This is a genomic window from Bradyrhizobium sp. BEA-2-5 (assembly GCF_032918025.1).
GTDB lineage: Bacteria > Pseudomonadota > Alphaproteobacteria > Rhizobiales > Xanthobacteraceae > Bradyrhizobium > Bradyrhizobium pachyrhizi.
Map to the genome: position 1 here is coordinate 1,874,045 of NZ_CP136629.1, position 17,295 is coordinate 1,891,339.

17 protein-coding genes and 2 pseudogenes are annotated in these 17,295 nt (G+C 60.1%); 8 read left to right on the forward strand and 11 right to left on the reverse strand.

All coding sequences use genetic code 11. The features are described from left to right. Positions 1 to 155: 155 nt before the first annotated feature. Positions 156 to 398 (reverse strand): hypothetical protein, encoded by a 243-nt coding sequence (locus RX327_RS08680; protein WP_283089585.1) that lies wholly within the window; start codon positions 396 to 398, stop codon positions 156 to 158. A gap of 638 nt (positions 399 to 1,036) precedes the next feature. On the opposite strand from RX327_RS08680, the pseudogene RX327_RS08685 reads away from it, so the two are divergent. Both RX327_RS08685 and RX327_RS08690 read left to right on the forward strand, forming a co-directional pair. After that, positions 1,037 to 2,074, forward strand: a pseudogene (locus RX327_RS08685) (IS5 family transposase). Continuing rightward, positions 2,074 to 2,418 (forward strand): hypothetical protein, encoded by a 345-nt coding sequence (locus tag RX327_RS08690; protein WP_317250044.1) that lies wholly within the window; start codon positions 2,074 to 2,076, stop codon positions 2,416 to 2,418. Before RX327_RS08685 ends, RX327_RS08690 begins: the two are co-directional and overlap by 1 nt. A gap of 43 nt (positions 2,419 to 2,461) precedes the next feature. Here the strand turns inward: RX327_RS08690 and RX327_RS08695 are convergent, their stop codons facing one another. Further along, positions 2,462 to 2,770 carry a hypothetical protein gene (locus RX327_RS08695; RefSeq protein ID WP_283089588.1) on the reverse strand — a complete coding sequence of 103 codons (309 nt, stop codon included), beginning with the start codon at positions 2,768 to 2,770 and terminating at the stop codon, positions 2,462 to 2,464. 47 nt (positions 2,771 to 2,817) lie between these two features. Next, on the reverse strand, positions 2,818 to 3,288 hold the full coding sequence (locus RX327_RS08700) for a hypothetical protein (protein WP_283089589.1): 471 nt from the start codon (positions 3,286 to 3,288) through the stop codon (positions 2,818 to 2,820). Between the two features lie 452 nt (positions 3,289 to 3,740). Between RX327_RS08700 and RX327_RS08705 the strand changes: the two genes are divergently transcribed. Next, a complete protein-coding gene (locus RX327_RS08705) occupies positions 3,741 to 4,064 on the forward strand; it encodes a hypothetical protein (RefSeq protein WP_317250045.1) in 324 nt (107 codons plus the stop codon). Positions 4,065 to 4,235: 171 nt separating this feature from the next. Here the strand turns inward: RX327_RS08705 and RX327_RS08710 are convergent, their stop codons facing one another. The 5 genes from RX327_RS08710 to RX327_RS08730 form a co-directional block, all read right to left on the reverse strand. Continuing rightward, positions 4,236 to 4,640 carry a hypothetical protein gene (locus RX327_RS08710; protein ID WP_317250046.1) on the reverse strand — a complete coding sequence of 135 codons (405 nt, stop codon included), beginning with the start codon at positions 4,638 to 4,640 and terminating at the stop codon, positions 4,236 to 4,238. A gap of 703 nt (positions 4,641 to 5,343) precedes the next feature. Then, entirely contained in the window at positions 5,344 to 6,105 is a 762-nt protein-coding gene (locus tag RX327_RS08715) for a DUF72 domain-containing protein (protein ID WP_317250047.1), read from the reverse strand. Between the two features lie 80 nt (positions 6,106 to 6,185). Further along, on the reverse strand, positions 6,186 to 6,464 hold the full coding sequence (locus RX327_RS08720; RefSeq protein ID WP_317250048.1) for a hypothetical protein: 279 nt from the start codon (positions 6,462 to 6,464) through the stop codon (positions 6,186 to 6,188). A gap of 93 nt (positions 6,465 to 6,557) precedes the next feature. Beyond that, positions 6,558 to 7,661 (reverse strand): DUF305 domain-containing protein, encoded by a 1,104-nt coding sequence (locus RX327_RS08725; RefSeq protein WP_317250049.1) that lies wholly within the window; start codon positions 7,659 to 7,661, stop codon positions 6,558 to 6,560. Beyond that, a complete protein-coding gene (locus RX327_RS08730) occupies positions 7,658 to 8,836 on the reverse strand; it encodes a zinc-dependent alcohol dehydrogenase (RefSeq protein WP_317250050.1) in 1,179 nt (392 codons plus the stop codon). Before RX327_RS08730 ends, RX327_RS08725 begins: the two co-directional genes overlap by 4 nt. Positions 8,837 to 8,956: 120 nt before the next feature. Between RX327_RS08730 and RX327_RS08735 the strand changes: the two genes are divergently transcribed. Together RX327_RS08735 and RX327_RS08740 are read left to right on the forward strand one after the other, a co-directional pair. Beyond that, positions 8,957 to 9,754, forward strand: a complete 798-nt coding sequence (locus RX327_RS08735; protein ID WP_317250051.1) for an SDR family NAD(P)-dependent oxidoreductase — start codon at positions 8,957 to 8,959, stop codon at positions 9,752 to 9,754. A gap of 322 nt (positions 9,755 to 10,076) precedes the next feature. Then, on the forward strand, positions 10,077 to 12,596 hold the full coding sequence (locus RX327_RS08740; protein ID WP_317250052.1) for an excinuclease ABC subunit UvrA: 2,520 nt from the start codon (positions 10,077 to 10,079) through the stop codon (positions 12,594 to 12,596). A gap of 298 nt (positions 12,597 to 12,894) precedes the next feature. Here the strand turns inward: RX327_RS08740 and RX327_RS08750 are convergent, their stop codons facing one another. Both RX327_RS08750 and RX327_RS08755 read right to left on the reverse strand, forming a co-directional pair. After that, the gene (locus tag RX327_RS08750) at positions 12,895 to 14,001 is read right to left on the reverse strand and encodes a DNA topoisomerase IB (protein WP_283089595.1); all 1,107 of its coding nucleotides are present in this window, start codon (positions 13,999 to 14,001) and stop codon (positions 12,895 to 12,897) included. Positions 14,002 to 14,064: 63 nt separating this feature from the next. Further along, on the reverse strand, positions 14,065 to 14,325 hold the full coding sequence (locus tag RX327_RS08755; RefSeq protein WP_410712149.1) for a hypothetical protein: 261 nt from the start codon (positions 14,323 to 14,325) through the stop codon (positions 14,065 to 14,067). 232 nt (positions 14,326 to 14,557) lie between these two features. On the opposite strand from RX327_RS08755, the gene RX327_RS08760 reads away from it, so the two are divergent. Both RX327_RS08760 and RX327_RS08765 read left to right on the forward strand, forming a co-directional pair. After that, on the forward strand, positions 14,558 to 15,001 hold the full coding sequence (locus RX327_RS08760) for a hypothetical protein (RefSeq protein ID WP_283089596.1): 444 nt from the start codon (positions 14,558 to 14,560) through the stop codon (positions 14,999 to 15,001). 384 nt (positions 15,002 to 15,385) lie between these two features. Continuing rightward, the gene (locus tag RX327_RS08765; RefSeq protein WP_317250053.1) at positions 15,386 to 15,667 is read left to right on the forward strand and encodes a hypothetical protein; all 282 of its coding nucleotides are present in this window, start codon (positions 15,386 to 15,388) and stop codon (positions 15,665 to 15,667) included. Positions 15,668 to 16,161: 494 nt separating this feature from the next. On the opposite strand, the gene RX327_RS08770 is transcribed toward RX327_RS08765, so the two are convergent. Then, entirely contained in the window at positions 16,162 to 16,599 is a 438-nt protein-coding gene (locus tag RX327_RS08770; RefSeq protein WP_283089598.1) for a hypothetical protein, read from the reverse strand. A gap of 515 nt (positions 16,600 to 17,114) precedes the next feature. Between RX327_RS08770 and RX327_RS08775 the strand changes: the two are divergent. Next, positions 17,115 to 17,258 (forward strand): annotated as a pseudogene (locus RX327_RS08775) (MgtC/SapB family protein); the annotation flags it as partial. Between the last annotated feature and the right edge of the window lie 37 nt (positions 17,259 to 17,295).

The window sequence follows — 17,295 nt, forward strand, 5'->3', positions numbered from 1 at the left end:
GCCCATGACCGATTCACTCTTAATCAGGGCGCATCTTGCCATTGAAGAAGGGCAGAGGCTGCGCGATCAAAGGCGTCAGCTTCTCGGTAATCATGACGCGCTGATGGTGGAGCTTAGGCGTTCCATCTACGAAAGCTCTTCGATCCGGACACAGATTAAAGCCTATCGCGACGATCGAGAGTAAACCACCCAAGAAGCGCTTTTGCGCGACCGACCGAGCGCATACTTTCCTCGACGAGTTGCCTTTCGAGCCGTTCAAGCTCCCGCTCTGCTTCAACCGCGCTCTTCTTCTCGCAAATCTTGCGCGACCAATTCGATCTGCTTTGCGATCTGGCCTCAAGCAATTGAATGTCGAAATTGGTTTCGGCGACAGCCTTGTCCAAAGCGGCAAAGGCCACAGCCTAACCTAACCTATGTTAATGTCGAGGGCATCCGCAAAAAGTCGCACCCTTGGGATGACTGCACGATCCCGCCTGATTACCGGGAAACACCGGACAGACGGCAATCCAGAAACTTGCAATCCCGTACTGGCATTTTACGACCGGGCAATTTCGGAGGACTTGAATGCCAGCGTGGTCTCAAGAGGACGAGCAGCGCCTATTGCAGTTGCTTCGCAGCACAAATCTGACGCAGCGCGAGATTGCGTACAAGCTCGGGCGAACGGAGGCTGCAGTCAGCGCGCGGCTGACGATCATCAGGAGGCGAAGCGCCGAAGAGGACGAGCTTTAGCGTCATTCCCACGGCAGCTAGGAACGAACGTGGCCGAGCTTTGTTCGTCGGTCATTCGAATGCAGCTCACCATCCCCCTACCAAACCGCATTCGGACAGTGTGAGTGGAAAGCAGATGGCCCCAGCGTGCTCCGAGCGCTGGGCCATTCCGTTCGGAACAACTTGCAATTAGCGCAGTTCTAGCAGGCTGTTGAAAAAGGCGCTCGCCGTGGACCCGTGACCGTGATTCATTGGCTCCGACGGGATTCGGAGATCATGCGTGCGCCGCGGCGATAATCGAATGGGCGAGCTGTATAGCTAGCTTGATCTGGAGACGCGGGTGCGGCGTGATCATCCGCCGCGATTCTAACGATTGTGAACGAGGCGCTGTCGGCGTTGGAGCGGGAGTTTGCCGCGCTTTATGCGCCGATCGGACGGCCGTCGATCCCGCCGGAGAAGCTGCTGCGGGCGACGCTGTTGCAGGCGTTTTATTTGATCCGCGCGGAACGGCTTGTGAAGAGCGGCTGGAATACGATCTGCTGTTCCGGTGGTTCGTCGGAATCGGTATCGACGACGCAGTCTGGGGCCATTCTGTGTTCTCGAAGAACCGCGACCGGCTGCTGGAAGGCGACATCGCGGCCAAGTTCCTGGCGGCGGTGCTGGCGCAGCCCAAGGTGACGAAGCTCCTGTCGAGCGATCACTTCTCGGTCGATGGCACGCTGATCGAGGCCTGGGCCTCGATGAAGAGCGTGAAGCCGAAGGACGGCTCTGACGAGCCGCCGGCGCCAGGCGGCGGGCGCAATGCTGAAGCGGACTTCCACGGCCAGAAACGCTCCAACGACACCCATGCTTCGACCACCGATCCCGATGCCAGGCTGTACCGCAAGGGTAAAGGCAAGGAGACGAAGCTGTGCTTCATCGGGCATGGGCTGATGGAGAACCGCCACGGCCTGCTGGTCGACGCCTGCCTGACGCTGGCGAACGGGCATGCCGAACGGGTGGCCGCGCTGCACATGATCGAGCCGCGTGCCGACCGGCCGACAGCGATCACACTTGGCGCCGACAAAGCCCACGATGCGGAAGAGTTCGTCAATGAGCCGCGCTCGATGAACGTGACGCGCATGTTTCACAGAATACCAGCGGCCGTAGCTCCGCGATCGACGGGCGAACGACCCGGCACAGCGGCTATGCCGTCAGCCAGCGCATCCGCAAGCGCATCGAGGAGGCATTCGGCTGGATCAAGACGGTCGCCGGGCAAGAAAAGACCTGCTTCTGGGGCCGTGATCGCGTCGCATGGGCCTTTACCTTCGCTTCTGCCGCCTACAATCTGGTGCGGCTGCCCAAGCTGATAGCGGAGGACGCCTGATGGCCAAGGTGCCTGGCTTCGCCAAGGCCTTTGCCGGCCGCTGGCGCATCGCCGACATGGACAACCGGGACAGAGAGTTTCTCGATCTTGTCGAAGAGGCGCATCTCACCTTCGAGGGTAAGTCCGACGGTGAAATTGCCTTCGGTGCGCTAAAGGGCTTTCTCGACGTCCGCTACGGCGCGCGAGACGGTTCGGCCTGCGCGGAGTTCTCATGGGAAGGGCACGACGAGAATGACCCCGTCTGCGGTCGCGGGTGGGTTATGATCGGCACTGCTGGCAGGCTCGTTGGCCACTTCTACATCCACAATGGCGACGATTCAGGCTTCGTTTGCGAACGCGGCTGAGTTCTTCAACAGCCTGCTAGATCGGTACGACGAGGATGTGGGACTAACTTATCGGCCTCAGTTCTCTCCCCGGGCGCTGGGGCCGTCTTATGCGAACAGGGTCCGTTCCGGCCTGCGTCATCCTCACGAACGTCCCGCTCTCGTGGTACTCGAGCCAGCCCTGATCCTCGACGTACTCCAAGCCGGCCCAATACTCAGCCGGCGTGGCCTTGTCCTGGTAGAGCATCGGATAGTTGATCTTCTCGATGTAGGTCCGGCCGTCCTGCACGGGCTCGAATGCCCGGGCGTGCTCCATGATCCTGCGGGCGGCTTTCTCAGGGTCGGAGTAGGGACGATCACCCACGTATTTCATTTCTCATCTTGGGTTGTTTGGTCGGCAGGGAAACGATTCTCCATTCGTTATAGTCGTAGAGCCCGGCCCAGTGGTGAACAAGCATTCCACATTGCCGGCAATCGAAGCTCCCAGAAGTATTCGTATGGATTGCGCTGCGTTCCTGGCTCGCCGAATAGACGATGCGGCAGCCGGGACAGGTGAAATGAACAGTGACGGTTGGCGCCATAATGGCAGCACAACAATAAAGCCCGCTTAGTGTTCCTCGGTTGCCCAAACCGCCCTTCAACTGCATCTTTCTTGGCATGCCTCAGCGCGTCCCCATCCTCGCCGCAAGAAGTGCGGCCGTCGCGCCTGCCGCAGGCGATGCAGGTGAAGTGGGGCTCGAGGTCGGAGAGGCGCACGCGGTCCGGCCACTGATCGACCTTGCCCGGCGGCAGCTCGACGGAATGGCTGCAGCGGTGGTCCGAGCAGAAGACGAGGAGGCCGCGGGCGCCGGACTGGCGCATCTCGCCCGGGGTGATCTTGGGCTCGACCATGTGTAGGGCCTCCGAAAAGGCACCACGTCGCCGTCAGCGGCTCGAATGGCCACCCGGGCCAGCGCCATCACGTCAAAATCTTGGTCTTCGAGCGTGTCCGCCACGCCCTGACGGTTCATTTCGTGGACGATCGCCTCTGCGACCTTCATCAGTCGCGCGGTCTCAGCTGGGGTGTCTGTCAGGTGCATCAGGTCCGCGGCTTTCGAAACGGGATCACTTCGCCGTCCGCGGCCCCGATCGCCACCCGGGCCAGTTAACCAGCTCATCAGCGACGCCCTGGCGATCAAGCTCCCGGACGATTGCCTCGGTCACCTTCATGAGTCGGGCGGTCTCAGCTTCGGTCATTTGTATCAGCGTCGGCTTTTGGTGGCGGGGCGGAGGGAGAGGTGCACGGCCTATGGATGGGCCAAAAGGGGAACATAGGCAAGGCGGTGCGCCAAGGAGGACATCCCATGCGCACGATCGACTGGAAGGCGCTTAGAGGCGAGGTTTTAGAGACATTCACACCGGGACCGGCGATCAATGAGGTAGCTCAATTTGCATGGGGATTATTGGACGATCTGTACAATAACCTTGCGAGGGCTCTCATGGAGAAAAAGCGTCGCAACCGCGCAAAGCAAATCCTAATCTTGGAAGATCGCTTGGCTTTGGAAGGCAAGCGCCTCAGAGACCAGGCCCGTCAAGCTACCTTATCCGATGAGCGCCAGGTCCTCTTGCGAAAGGCGCGACAAATGGATGAAGCGCGCGAAATAGTGGAATTCCTTAAACTGTCTTGAGAGGGTTCCCGTCCGAGACAAAGCGGTTCACTTGGAACTCTCGCGACATCGCCGGATGCGTCCTGTTCTGGACCTTGATCCAGTGCGGGCACCTTCCCGGCGCGGTATGGCCGATCGGCGCGCTTTGACACCAGGCCCTCGAGCCCGAACTCGCAGGCCTTCCGGAAGAGGTCAGGGCCGATCTCGCCGTGCTCGTAATCCGATATAAATGCCCTCCGGCCGGCGCGCCAGCAGCCGCTGCAAATTGGTCTTGCCCATCGACAACGGCAGGGGACGAAGGTCCTCACCGTCCATGGCAAGGATATCGAACGCCAACATCTCGACCTCGGCATTGTGCTTGCCCGAGTGCAGGGCGTTGAAGTCGGAATAGCCGTCGATGCCGCGGATGACGGCCTCGCCGTCGATCACGAACAGCTTCTGGCGGTTCTTCAGCGCGGCCTCGACGATCCAGGGGAACCGCTTGGTCCTGATATGGCCGCCCTTGGGGATCAGCCGGACGCGATCTCCGTGGCGCTCGAGGCGCAGCCGGTAGCCGCTCGTGGAACCACTCTCGTCCGGCCGGAACCACTTTCCCAACCGTTGGCAGGCGGAAATCGAATTTAAGCATACCCGGAAGATAGGTATCTGGGCCGGTTTGGCGAATCCGAAGAAAAAGGCCCAGCGAGGGCGTACATGCTGAATCAAAAGGGGCCGTAACGCTCGGCCCCTTACCGGATAAATGAAAATTTGTTCGGAATGAAATCTAGCCCCGGCATCCAAAAACTAGAATCAAACATCCCCGATGTGGATTCCGTAGAATCCCGGGGCCAGACCGAAGGCTGAAAGAAAAGGCCCCAGCACCTCTGGGGGCCTGGAGGCCGGTGCTGGGGCCCAGTCATCCTAAGATGAATCGGGACGTGACCCGAGAAGTCCGAAGTTAACACCGGTGTCAGGAATTGCTAGATTTTCACGATGTCCTAAATCTCCGCTGCGGGTGTCCTACTGCGACAGCATCCATCGCTAGCTTAGTCGCCAGTCCTTCCGCTAAAATCTCAGCTTGTTCTTTGGTCAGCCTCTCGGCAAAGGGGCCATCTTTTCTTATCTGCGCTGGCCCTTTGAGTTCGCTGTCGTAGACCATCCAACCAGTGCTTCCTTTCCGAACGAGGAAGCGGCCTCGCATCGGGCGTCCAATAAATTCCATTGAGCTTGCTCGAGTTTCTCCATCATCAGCGAACTCAAACGTCAGGCGGCTAACCGGAGGCAGTCGTTGACGGACCTTTGGAAGTCGAGCTCGTTATGGCTATCGCCGGCTCCGTTGCCGCTTGCCCTCAGTACCGCCGGTCAGGAGCGCCTTTAGCTTCAGCGCATCGGCCGGCGCTGCGCTCTTCTGGTCGTTGTCGAAGTAGACGTAGACGTCGCAGCCCTGCCGCTTCCAGGACTTGATGCGCTTCGCCCATTGTCTCAACGTCGGTCGGCTGTAGTGACCGCGGTAGCGTCCGCTCGGACCGTGTCCGCGCACATAGACGAAATCCGCCGTGCGCTTCCACGGCGCCGGCGCATCGTGATGGTCGGACAGGCACAGCGAGATGTTCTCGTCGGCCAGCATCCGCAGGATGCGCGGCTGATACCAGCTCGGATGGCGAAACTCGAAACTGTAACGCCGCTTTCGCGACAACAGCTTGAAGAAGGAGGCGAGCCGGTCCGCGTTCGCCTCGAATTGCGGCGGCAGCTGGAACAGGATCGGCCCTACCTTGCCTCGCAAGAATGAAGCGCGGTCCTCAAGCAGATCGAGACTGTTCCGGGAGCGGTTGGAGAGGCGCTTCCAGTGCGTAATGAATTTGGATGCCTTCCATGCAAAGACGAAATCGACGCCGGTCTGATCTCGCCATGCCTTCACGGCGCTCGGTGTCGGAGTGCGATAAAAAACGCTGTTTAGCTCCGTGGTCTCGAAGTTTTCAGCGTAGTAACGGAGCTGATCCTTCAACGGCAGACCTCCCGGGAAGAAGAGACCGTGCCAGGAGTCGTAATGCCAGCCGGAGGTGCCGATCAGGATACGCGCCATGTTACAAATGTTCAGTTGAGGCGTTGTAGCGCCGAACACAGGTGAGACCCCGCCTCCCGTGGAGGGCTGGGCCGACTTCGTCAACGCCGTTTCGCTGCGCGCGTCTTGGTCACTCGCCGGTTATAGGGCGAGCGGTTGACGGGCCTCAGCGAAATCCCTTCGCGTTGCGCCTTGCTGCGGATGGCCGCGACCGGCCGCTGAAGCTTGATGCTCATCACGCCGGTCGGCGTGTTGCCTTTGGCGAGCTGTCGCAGCAGCCCGACGTCTGCCGTCGTCCACGGCTCACGCGAGCGACGCTTATACGAAGGGTTCGTCTTGCGCGGTCCCTTCTTGCCGATCGGTGAGCCGGGCCGCTCCATGTTGTACGCGCCATGTTGATCCTCCTTAATCTCAAGGCACGAATGAGCACCTTGGTTCCTTTTCGATTGCTGCGTTAGGCCGAACCAAATTGATCAAAGATTGTTCGCAAACATGTTGCGTGTCGCCTGACGCACCGCTTCTATTCCATCGACACCATGCATCAGGGCGATCTGTCCCTGTTGCTCATGGCGGATCGCATGGGCCATGAGACGAAGCCGGGGATCGCCACCTGAATGCCATTCCTGGTCTGCCATCTGCACTGCGCCGGCATGATGCAGGCTCATGAGCCGGATAAACGTCGAATCGAAGCCGCCATCCGCGGCAACGCGCGCTTCTGCCATCTGCGCCAAATTCAGATAGCCGGGCATCGATGACCGTTCGTTGTCTGAGCACATCGGCATCGGCTCGCCAAACCACCCATCCCACCAACGCGCGAAGATCATGTTCTCGCCCGACTGGGATGCCACCATGAGGGCTGCCAAGTTGCGCAGATGGGAATCCCGTGCGCGTGTGACTGCAAGGCGCGCAAGGATAATTCCTTGCTGATGATGTGTGGTCATGTGGCGCATATAGCGCTGATCCGCATCCCGCTCCCTGCTGAATAGCGGGAGCGGCGCGGAGAGCGCGTCGGCCAATCCGAGTCCGGCCGAGAGGGTCAGAACGCAGCCGGCCCCAAGTGCCCACCGTTGTGCGAACCGCACGGCTGTCGTTGCCGGAGCGTGACCGATCGGCCATCGAAACCAAGCGAACAGCGGGTACATCGCAGCCGATGACAGATGAACTAAAAAGCCGATCCAGTAGGGCTGCTGCAATGTGAAGATGGGTTGCCAGAAGGGGAACAGCGGGACCAGCACGAACCACTCGGTAGCCGAGGTCAGCAGACTCCAGGGGGCTGCCAGAGCTGCAAGTGCGACCGGATGCAGGCGCTCGGTGCAGCCGCCGAGCAGACCGAAGAACAAGAGCGTCCAGGAGAAATCCGCCCATTGGTGAAAGGCGATGCCAATCGCGATTGCGGCGGTGCTGGGATCGGACGAGAGCACGCCGTCGCGCGCCGGAATGGCCGCGACCGTCATCCAATCGACCAGCGGGTCGCGACCAAGCTGACCGGCCGTCACCTGGCTGAGCAGCGTCGAGAAGCTGCTGCTGAAGATACCGAGCTGGGCTGCCGCGAGCCAGCGTGGTTTCGCAGGCGTCATGCGGCGAACGGCTTCATCACCACCTTGATGCAGCCATCTCGCTTGGCTCGGAAGGTTTTATAAAGCTCCGGTCCCTCCGCGAGCGTGGCGCGATGGGTGATGACGAAGGAGGGATCGATCTCGCAATTTTCGATGCGCTCCATTAGCTTGGGCATATAGTGCTGGACCGGCGTCTGGGCCATCCGGAGGGTGAGGCCGCGATTGATCGCGCTGCCCATCGGGATCTTGTCTAGATAGCCTCCGTAGACGCCAACGATCGAAACGGTTCCGAAGTTGCGGCAGCACTCGATGGCCTGACGAAGCACGTGCGGACGGTCCGTTCCCATGAATGTCGCAACCTTGATGCGATCCATTACGGAATCCATGCTGGCTGTGGTCTCGGGCTCGGTGCCCACGGCGTCGATGCAAGCGTCGGCTCCGCGTCCTTTGGTCAGTTCCTGAATTCGGTCGTAAATGTCTTCCTTCTGGAAATTCAGTGTAGTCGCCCCGGATTGTTCGGCCAGTGCCAACCGCTCGGGAACCCCGTCGATTGCCAGCACCCGTTCTGCGCCCAACAGGAAGGCACTTTTGATGGCAAATTGTCCAACCGGGCCACAACCCCAAACGGCGACCGTCTCTCCGCCTTTCAGGTTGCAGAAATCAGCCGCCATGTAACCGGTTGGAAAGATGTCGGACAAGAACAGCACCTGTTCATCCGACAGGCCTGGAGCGACCTTGTACGGCCCGACATCGGCGTAGGGGACGCGCATGTATTCCGCCTGCCCGCCAGCGAAGCCACCGAGCATGTGCGAATACCCGAACAGTCCGGCAGGCGAATGTCCCCACATCTTCTCCGCCTGCCTGGCGTTCGGATTGGATCGCTCGCATCCGGAGTAGAAGCCGTTCTTGCAGAAGAAGCATTCCCCGCAGGAGATCGTGAACGGCACGACGACACGATCGCCCACCTTCAGCTTGGTGTTCTCCTTGCCGACGTCCACGACCTCGCCCATCGTCTCGTGGCCAAGCACGTCACCCTTTTCCATGCTGGGCATGATGCCGTCGAACAGATGAAGATCCGAGCCGCAAATCGCACAAGCCGAAACTTTGATGATTGCGTCGCGACCATGTTCGATCCTGGGATCGGCGACCGTTTCACATCGAATGTCGCCCTTGCCGTGCCACGTGAGAGCCTTCATGGGGAACTCCTAGCCAAAGATGCTGGCTAAGCGCAGGCTTCGCTCGATGTTCCTATTGCCTTAGGAACGGCCCCAGCGCTCCGCGATTGACAGGCGAGATCGAATGAGCGGAGAACGGTAATGGAAAGACAATTTGTGATTGTCACCGGCGCATCGACCGGTATCGGCTACGAGCTCGCTCGCATCTGCGCACAGCAGGGCTTCGACCTGTTGATAGCCGCAGACGAACCCGAAATCGAAAAGGCCGCCGCCAAATTGAGAAGCGAGCCCGGGGCGGCCGCGGTTGATGCTCTCCATGTCGATCTCGCGACTGAAGGGGGCGTTGCTCAGCTTTATGCGGCCGCGAAGGGACGGGCGGTCGACGTCCTCATGGCCAACGCTGGACGTGGGCTTGGGCATGCCTTTCTTGACCAGAACCTGGACCGAATCCGCGAAGTAATCGATACCAACGTGACGGGAACGACAAGTTTACTTCATAAGGTCGGCAATGAGATGCGTCGGCGCAACAAGGGGCGCATTCTCATCACAGGGTCTATCGCCGGTTTCACGCCCGGAAGCTTCCAGGCCGTCTACAATGCCAGCAAGTCTTACCTGAACTCACTCTCGTTCGCGCTCCGCGAAGAGCTTCGGGATACCGAGGTCTCCGTGACCTGCCTGATGCCTGGTGCCACGGAGACCGCATTCTTCGAGCGGGCCGATATGCTCGACACCAAGGTTGGTTCCGAGCCGAAGGACGATCCCGCATTGGTCGCCCGTGCAGGATTTGACGCGATGATGAATGCTAAGGGCGACGTCGTTACGGGTTTCAAGAACAAGATGCAGTCGGCCATCGCCAACGTGACTCCGTCTGAATTGCTTGCAAAGCAGCATCGCAAGGTGGCCGAACCCGGCACGGCCAAGCACGAGCCGGCAAAGTAGGAGAAGAACCTTATGATTTCGAAATCGATATTGCTGGCCGCGCTTCTCGCCGTCAGTCCAGCAGTCGCTCTTGCAGGTCCCGCAACACGGCCGGCCGCGATGCGGGATCCGGCCCTGTGACGACCGGAAAGGCCAATGAAGCGACGGATGCCGCGTCAACCAACGCCAAGGGGCATCCACCTAGTCAGTGATGAACAAGGCGAGCGAGAATACGGCGACTTCATCGCAGGATGCTCAACGGCAGATGCAAGGGCAACCCACGGCCGGTAATTGCATGTGGCGGTGCACGGAACTCTGCGCCCCGGCAGAGCTTCTTTCCTGGATGGATGCCAAAGCAAAAAGACCGGAAGAACCGCCGCCCGAAGCGCGTGACGGCTTTGTTCGCGTCAGAGGGGCGCGCGAGCACAATCTCAAGGATGTCTGCCTCGACATTCCTCGCAACGAACTCGTGGTCTTTACCGGCATCTCCGGATCCGGCAAGTCCTCGCTGGCGTTCGGAACCATATACGCGGAGGCGCAGCGTCGGTATCTCGAATCCGTGTCGCCATATGCGCGTAGGCTCTTCCACCAAATGCGGGTTCCCGACGTCGACGGCGTTGAAGGACTGCCGCCAGCCATCGCGCTGCAGCAGCAACGTGGATCGCCGACGACCAGATCCTCGGTGGGTAGCGTCACCACATTATCCAACTTGCTAAGGATGCTCTACTCACGCGCTGGCGACTATCCGCGCGGCCAAGAGTTGCTTTACGCGGAATCCTTCTCCCCCAACACGCCGGAAGGCGCCTGTCCCAATTGTCACGGTATCGGACGCGTCCATCAGGTCGACGAACAAATGCTGGTGCCAAACGACACGTTGACAATCCGGAATCGGGCGGTCGCGGCCTGGCCGTCGGCTTGGCAGGGCCAGAATCTCAGAGATATCTTGGTAACGCTGGGTTACGACGTCGACAGGCCGTGGCGCGAACTCTCAAAGAAGGATCGCGACTGGATTCTCTTCACCGAGGAGCAACCGTCCGTTCCAGTTTACGCCGGATACACGCCTGCGGAAACACGTAGGGCTCTGAAGAAAAGGGAAGAACCGAGCTACATGGGCACCTTCACCGGAGCTCGCAAGTATGTTCTTCAAACCTATGCCACCACGCAAAGCGCGATGATGAAGCGGCGCGTGGCCCAGTTCCTGTCAAGCGACGACTGCCCGGTCTGCAAGGGCAAGAGGCTCAAGCCGGACGCCCTCTCCGTCAAGTTCGCCCGCCTGGACATCGCTGAGATGTCGCGTCTGCCGTTGAATAAGCTAAACGCGCTGGTAAAGCCGTATATCGCTCGCGTCGAGCCAGACGAGGCCCATCCCGAGAAGGCGCTTGTCGTGCAAAGGATCGTCGAAAACCTCGCGGGACGTCTCGAAGTCTTGCTGGATCTCGGCCTTGGATATCTGACGCTCGAGCGGAGTACGCTGACGTTGTCTCCCGGTGAATTGCAGCGGCTTCGGCTCGCGACGCAGGTCAGATCGAACCTTTTCGGCGTCGTCTATGTGCTCGACGAGCCGTCGGCCGGCCTGCACCCGGCGGACACCGAAGCGTTGCTGCGGGCGTTGCAGGGTCTGAAAGCCTCGGGCAACTCGCTTTTCGTTGTCGAACACGAGCTCGACCTGGTGCGCAAGGCCGACTGGATTGTTGATGTCGGGCCGGCCGCGGGTGAGCAGGGCGGCGAGATACTCTACAGCGGACGACTTGCGGGACTGGCGGAAGTAGAATTGTCGCAGACCAGGCGCTTCCTTTTTGGCGCAACCGCCGAGCCAACACGAAAGGTTCGCGAGCCGAGCGGCTGGCTGAAGCTGCGGGGAGTCACGCGCAACAACCTCGACGGCCTGGATGCCGATCTCCCTCTCGGCGTCCTCACCTGCGTCACCGGCGTCTCGGGCTCGGGTAAGTCCACTCTGGTCAGCCAGTTTCTCGTCGAGGCCGTTGCCGAGCGGCTTGGCCAACGCCGGGAGGCGGATACGGATGAAGGCGTACTCGACGCGACGGTGCGTACGCTGGGCGGCGAGATTGCCGAGGGTCTCGATCGGGTCAAGCGGCTCGTCGTCGTCGACCAGAAACCGATCGGACGAACGCCGCGGTCCAACTTGGCGACCTACACCGGGTTGCTCGATCACGTGCGCAAGCTCTTCGCCGCGACGAAGCAGGCACGCGCCCGGCGATACGACGCCGGCCGGTTTTCGTTCAATGTCCCCAAGGGCCGCTGCGAGACCTGCGAGGGCGAAGGATATGTGTGCGTCGAGCTTCTTTTCCTTCCTAGCGTCTACACGCCGTGCCCGGCCTGCAAGGGCGCTCGGTACAACGCGAAGACGCTCGAGATAAAAATTCGCGACAAGTCGATCGCAGATGTGCTGGTGATGACGGTCGACGCGGCATTCGCATTCTTCGCAGAAGACGAGACGCTTTCCCGGTCGCTGGGCGTGCTGCGAGAGGTGGGACTGGGCTACATTAGGCTCGGTCAGTCGGCGACCGAGCTTTCTGGAGGTGAGGCGCAGCGCGTTAAGCTCGCCACCGAGTTGCAGCGGCCGCAGCGCGGCGGGACACTCTATGTTCTCGACGAACCGACGACCGGCCTGCACCCATCAGACGTTCGGAAGTTGAGCAGGCAGCTTCAAGGCCTCGTCGACGCTGGCAACACCGTGGTCCTGGTCGAACACGACATGTCGGTCGCGGCGAAAAGCGACTGGATTCTCGACGTGGGACCCGGAGCAGGCGACGACGGTGGCCGGATCGTGGCGTCAGGGCCGCCGAAGCAGGTGGCCGAGTCCGGAAGCCTGACAGCTACCTATCTGGTAAAGGCCCTCTAACCTCAACGGAGATAGAGATGCAGAGGAAGTCGACCGGCTTCATTCGAGTTTACCAGCGGCCTAGCAGCGGATGCTGGCCGAAAGAAATACGCGTGAATGCCGTGGTGTCCGGACCGATCTGGAACGCCAACCATCCCATCGACGATGCCGGATGACGCGATGAAGAACTTAGGCGAGCAAGTGCCGGTGAAGCGCGTCGGTCAACCGGCGGAGCTTGCCACACCTACTCGCAGATCCTCTGTCGAGCCACACCTCCTGCACGAAGGTTGCCGTCGCCGGAGGTAAGACGTCCATCTGATTATAGCTGGCATCGGGCATCGAGTGAGGCTCGAAGCCGCTTGTGGAGGAAGGCAAGGACCATGATCTCGTCCGAGGTGAGCTTGCTGTATTGACGCTTGAACTTCTGCGCGATCTTGGCGTCGACCATCTTGACGAGATCGCCGGACATGTAGGCGTTCAGGATCTCAGGATGGACATAGCTCTTTCGGCAGATGGCCGCCGTGTTGCCGAGTTGCTTTGCCACCTTCTCAATGGCCGCGACGACGTTCCGCTTGGCCTCTGCCTGGCTATCGTATTTCTTGAACTCAGACAGCGCGAGGGCCGCAAGTACCGTGCCGGCCCAGGTCCGAAAGTCCTTGGCGCTGAAATCCTGTCCCGTAATCTCCTTGATGTAGCCATTGACGTCGCCGGAGTCCACCGTTCGGGACGTCCCGTCGTCATCGAGATACTTGAAGAGTTCGTGCCCTGGTATCTCTGCGCACCGCTTCACGATCGCAGCGATCCGTCTGTCCTCGACCTGAAGCTTCCATTGTTTGCCCGACTTGCCGGTGAAGTCGAAGCGCAGCACGCCGCGGCCGATTGCCACGTGCTTGCGCCGCATTGTGGTGAGCCCATACGACTTGTTCTTCTCGGCGTACTCGGCGTTGCCTACACGGATGAGCGTCTTTTCAAGTAAACTAACGATGGTTGCCAGCACTTTATCGCGGGGGAGACCGTTCAGCTTCATGTCCGATACGACACGCGCACGCAGGGGTGGCAACGCGGCCGCGAACTGCATGATTTGCTCGTACTTGTTCTGCTCCCGAAGCTCCCGCCATTTCGGGTGATACAGGTACTGCTTACGCCCGCGTGCGTCCAATCCGGTTGCCTGGATGTGGCCGTAGGGAGACGGGCATATCCAGACGAACTCGTACGCCGGAGGGATGCCGATCGATTTGATGCGGCGGATGACCGCTTGATCGATAATCGGCTTGCCGTCTTTATCGTAGTAAGTGAACGAAGTCCCGGTCCGCTTGCGCCGGTAGCCCGGAGCCGCATTGCTCACATATCGCAAGCCTTCCTCCGCGATAGCGGCGGCGACATCGGCCGTGCGGTCTAGCCCTTCGTCCTTACTTACTCGCAGCATTTGTACGTCCTTGCCGTAAGCGCGGAATCCGAGGCCTCGGACAAGAAAAGTTCGATCGGTCTTTTAGTTCCCAGCCGCGTAAAGAAGTACGTTTAACCGGGCCCGCGGGCCTTCGCGCGTCATGTCCGTTGTCTTCTTATCAGAGCGAAGGCTTGGGCACCGGTTGGTGCAGTACGGCTGCTTCGCCGCCTTCAACTCCGCGAGCTTTCCATGGAACTCTTCCAAGGTTTGATGGCTGAAGCCAGTGCCGACATGCCCGATGTACCGCCACGCAGCTTCTTCACGCACCGCCAGGACCAGGGTGCCGAAGTAGGCCATCGCCATCCGGCTGCATCGCGCAGCGCGGGAAGTCTACACTTGGAGCGCTTGAAGCCGTGGCGCTACGCCATGCATCGAGTTGTGAGGAACCGGGATGCGTAGCTATTCTCGATCGTTGTGACGTTTGACTCCAGTGCGCCGGCTACAATGACGGAGCTTCGTGACCTGAACTGGCGGCGCCCGCTCTCCTGAAGCGCAATCCAGGCGAGGAGGTTGTTTCATCGAGACAGATGAGCAATTGGCTGCCACTGTCGTCTATGCCGATCTGAAGCGGCGTGCCTTGATCTGCAGATCGCCGACGCTTGGTGAGGGCGGCTGCTTCTTAACGCCAGCCGGCGAGCTCGCCATTGCCGAGATCGGAACAGCGCACGGCACTTCACCAATCAGCCCGAAGGAAATATCGCTCCTTAAGCCTGCTCGTCGTGGTCTTTACGGCATCTTGGATGCGATCGACGTCGGCGCCGTCCCGGACGGTGACGTTGAGCCGCCAAGTCCGGTCTCTCGGATAGACTTCGACATCGATAACGTATTCGCCACTGGGAACGCTTCGAAGTTCTCGAAGGGCTACCAGCTCCAGATCCCTTGCAGAGATCATCGTGGTGACCACCGCAGTACTCCATACGAGGCGGGGAATAACTCGGATCGCAAGGACGTTGTTCCTATGACCGCTTGTGAAGGATGAGTGACGAATGACGCCAACTCGTTAGCGGAATCCGATTCCTCAACGTGTCGCAGGTCTGGAGCCGGGCGACCAGGATGCGGCGCTGGCGTCCGGCTACAATGAACCGCTAGTCCGGATCGTGCCGACGGCTCGGGAGATCCTCAGGCCGAGACCGTTGCGGATTGGCTGGCATTGCTCGGCATCACCACGGTGGCGTTCCGCGGTCTGGTGGTATTGGCGCGCGATGAGCCGATCTGGCGGATGGCTGAGCGGCAAGCGCTGCAGTGAGCGCACGATCCACGTATCGGTCCCATAGCAGCTGGCAGGATTTGCGCAATCTCGTCCGGGTCATATCGGCCTGCACCCTCGGGCTTTGGGCATTTGCGGCCGGCCCTCGACCGGTCTGTGGCTCTGATCCTCGGCCATTTCGGCGACACCGGGCTCGATCTGCCGGTGATCGACGAGGGGCTCTGCCTGCACATCTGCCAAACGTTGTGGAGGAGCGCGGTTTGGGCGGGATTAACTCGGTCGTTAATCCGCACGGCAAGGTCTGAATTTTGCGGCGTCGGTTGGATGAAGGATGGCAAGCCGTGGCACGGCGGCGCGACAAAGCGGGCCAATTTGAGGAGCGCCGATGGTCGACCTTGCCGATTACACGAAGCCGATCCGGGATCAGCTGAAATCTGAGGCCGACCGTTGCTAGGCTGCGGCGCTCGGCGCCCGCTGCGGTAACGGTCGAGAGCGCTCTCTGGATGCCTGATCGAGGCATAGCGACGACCGCCAAGCCGGTTCAATGCGACCTGGCCCTCCATGCAAGGGCGGGGGATGGTTCGTGGTTGAGCCTGAAACGGCCACAGCAGCGGTCGAACTGGCCTCGGTGCGCATTCGCTCGTTGGCAGCCATGGCATGGCACGACCAGCTAATACGGCAACGCCGGGAATAGGGAACGATCCCGGTCGGTTGATGGTCTGTTCAGTGCCGACCGTCATCGGCGTTGAACAAGGGATGACGTAGAAAACTCGGTCTGGGCACCTGACCGTCTCGTGCTGAGGCCCTTCCTTTGCGCGAAGCGATGCGATTTTGAGACAAAGCTGTATGACGCCCAATGAACGCCGGGTGGCTTTTGTCGTGTCGATCGTTGCCGGCGGCATGACGTACTTCCGGTAGCGGCAGGTCTACGGCTAGCCCGGGCGACTATTGGAACCATTCACGAGTTGGCTCTCTAGTTCGGAAGCGCGATTTTCCAAGTCATCCATCTCGAGTCGGATTTTGAGAGCTAAATCCGTGTCCTTTCTTTGCTTAGCCAGGGCGAGGTCCGTCTCTAACTCGCTCAGGTCCATCAAAACGTTGCCCAATTCTACGCTCGTCGCATAGGTCGGATCATCTTCAAGGTGGCTGTATCGGCTCCCGACCGCTGTACGAGATCGAGCCTCCTTATCGCGTTCGCGGTCGCCGATTGTGGAGAGATTGCTTGGCGGGCTAGCGTGCTCGTCACGTTCATCGGCGATATGTCGACTTTGGCTATCGCGATCACGCCGGGTTTTCCGCGCCAGCAGGTAAACGACCATCACAGTGGCTAGGCCGATAACGAGCGCAATGGCTAGACCGATGACGCTCATTTGTTACACCCTTATCCGTCTCCATAGGTCGAATTGACTTTAGACGCAGCCGATCGTTGCTCCCAAATCAGCTTGCGTGGATAGATGCGCCCGCCCGACACCGCCGAGCGTGTTTTCAAACGAGCACGGCAGAAGACGTTCCAAAGTAGAGAGAAATAGATGGCGCACGCATCAAAACCGGCGGCTGCAAGAAGGGCACGCCGAACAAGTTTTCAGAGCAGCCGAGCGCTGAAACCCCTACCGGGCAAAAGCCTATTCTCGGGCCGCCGATAGCCTGGCGGCCATCGCGGTGCCTCTCGAGTGCTCGTCTCCGAGGACCGGCTCACGGAGGATCCCCGGCGTCGCCTTGTCCCCGCAGAAAGTGGATCTTCTCGATGTAGATCCGGCCAGCTTGAGTCGACTCAAACGTCCCTGCGTGCTCGATGATCCGGCGGCTTGCGATGAAACCTTACGCCGCATTGCCGAGGTGCCGGCTGCTTGATCTAATGACGCTTGGCTTTCATTCAGGGATTGCCTTGAACAGATTTGAGATAGGCATTCATTTCGTCACGCTGGCGGCGGCTTTTGCGCTCGCTGTGCCGATTGGATGGGATCGCGAGAACCGGGCGCGCAGTGCGGGGCTGCGCACTTTTCCGCCGGTCGCGCTGGCCAACCCTGGTCAAGGACGAGGACGATCCTCATTAAGTATTTAAGGCC